Origin of the sequence: uncultured Mucilaginibacter sp., assembly GCF_937859865.1 — a bacterium.
In the GTDB taxonomy this organism is placed as follows: domain Bacteria; phylum Bacteroidota; class Bacteroidia; order Sphingobacteriales; family Sphingobacteriaceae; genus Mucilaginibacter_A.
Genome location: NZ_CALMAT010000093.1, coordinates 1 through 3,267, shown reverse-complemented (window position 1 = coordinate 3,267; position 3,267 = coordinate 1). Strand labels below are relative to the sequence as shown.

Annotated in this window: 4 protein-coding genes; all 4 read left to right on the top strand. The window is 39.4% G+C overall.

Going from position 1 to position 3,267, the window contains the following annotated elements; all coding sequences use genetic code 11:
• Nucleotides 1-235: 235 nt before the first annotated feature.
• The 4 genes from Q0192_RS10035 (at nt 236) to Q0192_RS10020 (ending at nt 3,172) form a co-directional block, all read left to right on the top strand.
• Nucleotides 236-826 (top strand): Crp/Fnr family transcriptional regulator, encoded by a 591-nt coding sequence (locus Q0192_RS10035; RefSeq protein WP_299289348.1) that lies wholly within the window; start codon nt 236-238, stop codon nt 824-826.
• Between the two features lie 73 nt (nt 827-899).
• Nucleotides 900-1,352, top strand: a complete 453-nt coding sequence (locus Q0192_RS10030) for a nuclear transport factor 2 family protein (protein ID WP_299289347.1) — start codon at nt 900-902, stop codon at nt 1,350-1,352.
• A gap of 411 nt (nt 1,353-1,763) precedes the next feature.
• A complete protein-coding gene (locus tag Q0192_RS10025; RefSeq protein WP_299289346.1) occupies nt 1,764-2,594 on the top strand; it encodes a helix-turn-helix domain-containing protein in 831 nt (276 codons plus the stop codon).
• Between the two features lie 65 nt (nt 2,595-2,659).
• Nucleotides 2,660-3,172, top strand: a complete 513-nt coding sequence (locus tag Q0192_RS10020; RefSeq protein WP_299289345.1) for an SgcJ/EcaC family oxidoreductase — start codon at nt 2,660-2,662, stop codon at nt 3,170-3,172.
• Nucleotides 3,173-3,267 lie beyond the last annotated feature (95 nt).

Below are 3,267 nucleotides of genomic sequence, written 5' to 3'. Positions count from 1 at the left end.
TTTTTATAAAGACATTCAAATACGGCCTATCAGTAGAATTCCTGCGCAATTTTTGCAATAAAAAAGAACGGCTGCTTTCCAATTAAAGTTTCGTGGGTTTAAATGTAACGGTAATCATTCCATAATTAATTAGGCCGTTAAATGGAAGGGGGTAATAACTGAAGCAAAATTCATAGTTAAAACCCTAATTGTAATCCGAGGTTGATAATGTTTTGAAAAAGTGCAGACCCAAATCATGCAAACCAGCATCCAGATCTACTACCAAACATTCAAGACCCTCAATCCTAAAATGACGGAGGAGGAATGGGCATATTTTGAAAGCGGCTTAACGGTTCGTGAGTTTAAAGCACGCGACTACTTCATCGAAGCAAACAAGAAAAACCAGTTGCTTGGCTTTGTAACCAGTGGACTGATCAGAGGATTTTATATGGGCCATTTGGGTGAAGATATCACAACCACCTTTATCAAAGAATACGAATTTGTAACCGATTACCCTTCGCTGTTGAGTCATAAACCAAGCCGGTATAACTTCCAGTGCTTGGAACCCGCAACCATTATCACGATTGATTTTAATCACATCCGAAGTGGCTACAACCAGTTTCCAGGTTTTGAGCGAAACGGGAGACTGATTGCTGAAGAAATCCTGAAAGGTCAGCAGAAACGAATTGAAAGTTTCCAGTTCGATTCAGCAGAGACGCGTTATCTGGACTTTGTAAAGGAGAACCCACAATTGTTCAACCGCATTTCACTTACCCACCTTTCTTCTTACCTGGGTATCGAGCGGCCATCGCTCAGCCGTATCCGCAAAAAAATCGTTGGTCTGTAACGCTTTGTAACATAGGTTACAGGTAGGTGCTTCTTTTACAACCTACTTTTGGGGACATCAAAACATAGAAATCATGTACCACTACATCGTAAAAAAACTTGTAAGAAAATCATTTGGCCTGGTAAACGAACGCCGGTTTGACGAGCTGGTAAAAGGCACGGCACTGAACGTAAAACATTCTTTTGCCGGTGATCATGCTATGGGCGGCGTGCGCAATGATCAGGCCGCTTTCAAAGCCTGGCTGGAACGGTTGGCGCGCCTGACACCAAACCTGTTCATCACCATTAACAAGATCAATGTTGAAGGCTGGCCAAATAACACTTTAGCCATTGTAAGATGGACGGCTACTGCAACAATGGAAAATGGTGATCCGTACCTGAATAAAGGCGTACACTTTATCACCCTGAAATGGGGAAAAGTAACCGAGATCGACGTTTATGAGGATACACTTGTTGTTTATCGTGGCCTGGAAAAGCAGTATGCTTCCGGCATTAAAGAAGCAAGGGCACCGCAGATTATCAGTTAATAGGATTGCCATAAAAAAGCACGTTTTCTTTCTGGTCTCAGCAGGCCTTTTAAATAGAAAAGTGAAAATATTTAGTTATCAAATTTTATCAAAAAACGAACTATTTTCGGAACGCAACAACAATTACATTTAAACCTACAGATACTATACTTATGTGTAATACAATTCGTGTAATAGTTTTTTGTAACAGCTAAAAGATAAAAAACCGCTATTGAACCACTAAATGGCGAATGACAGAAATCTCTTTGTTTAAATGTAATAGCCAAAATTGAAAAAGGTTAAGGATTTGTAAAATAATAACCCTTTCCATATATTTATAACTACTTGTAAAAGCAGGTAGATCTTTATGAGTTAGCGGATCATGGAGGGAGGATCCGGATTTCAAACGATAGTGTTTTTATACCAGACGTTATGTTTCAACAATTCTACGAGCCACATCCAGCTCTAAAAGGATTTGTAAACAACATCATGATTCACGAGGTGAATTTTGATGCAGCGCAACCAAAACTAAATTTTTCCGTCCCTCCGCTTCCTGAACATTGTTTGTTTTTTTATGTAAGAGATCGTTCTAATGCAGAAGATATAGCTACCAACAAAAAGGAAACACTTTCTTCATCCGTTATAATTGGGCCCCACACCAGCCGGCACGTTATTACGCCTGGATGTAGTCATTTAATGATCAAAGTTGGCTTTCAACCCGGAGGATTATATCGCCTTTTAGGAATACCGATGAAGGAGCTTTTATGTAATGATTCATTTGATAGTATAGATCTCCTAGGAAATCAAATAAACGAGGTAAATGACCGATTAAAGTATGCCGCTTCTTTTACAGAGATGAAAACGATTGTTGAAACATTTTTGCTTAAACGGTCAGGCAAACTAAAACAAGTTTTACCCATCGATGCTGTGCTACCCCTGCTTATTAAAGAACGTGGATTAATTAAAATAGACCAGCTTGCATCCTATGCCTGCTTAAGTATCCGGCAATTTGAAAGAGTATTTCAGCAACGAATAGGTTTACCTCCAAAACATTACTCCCGTTTGGTAAGGTTTTCGCAAGCCTGGATCATGAAGGAGCAACAGCCCGACATTAACTGGATAAATGTTGCCCATAAATGCGGATATTTCGACCAGATGCACCTCATAAGAGACTTTCATGAATTTGCCGGGGTTAATCCCTCCTCTATTGAATTGGAATTTTTGGATTCACCGGTAAAATTTTTCAACCGGCTCTTTTCCTAACATGTCGCTTTTGTACTATGCTTTTGCCTTCCCGCTGAGATATTTTTACAACAAAATAATCAGTTATGAAAAAAATACTTACGACCACCATCTTTTTATTCATCTCAGGGATCATCTTCGCTCAAGATCGCAGCAAAGATGAAGCAGCGATCAACAAGCAGGTTGACGCTATGATTTATAGCTGGAACCATCATAACTATGATGATATGAAAAACTATACTACAGAAAATACAGACTGGGTGAATGTAGTAGGAATGTGGTGGAAAGGACGTAAGGAATCACAATATGCCCACCAGGCGTATCATAATACAATTTTTAAAACTTCAGTAGGAGAAAAAAAGTCTGTTTCCATCCGGTTTGTAACAAATGATGTGGCTATAGCTCACCTTATGTGTCATTTTTCTGACCCGCACCCTATTCCGTTACCTGACGGAAAAGAGCCAGGCCCTACTGATGACTTGGCTACTCTTGTTTATGTAAAACAAAACGGAAAATGGTTAATGACCGCAGGAGAAAATGTGCATATTGATAAAGGGGCACAACAGTTTGATCCTGTAAAACAAATGCCGAAGAACTAAGTAGTTAAACTTATGTTAAGTAGAGGCGCTTATAATGTGCCCTACTTCACATAACCGTAATTATAAGGCAAGTAGAAATAGGCCACATTGGATCA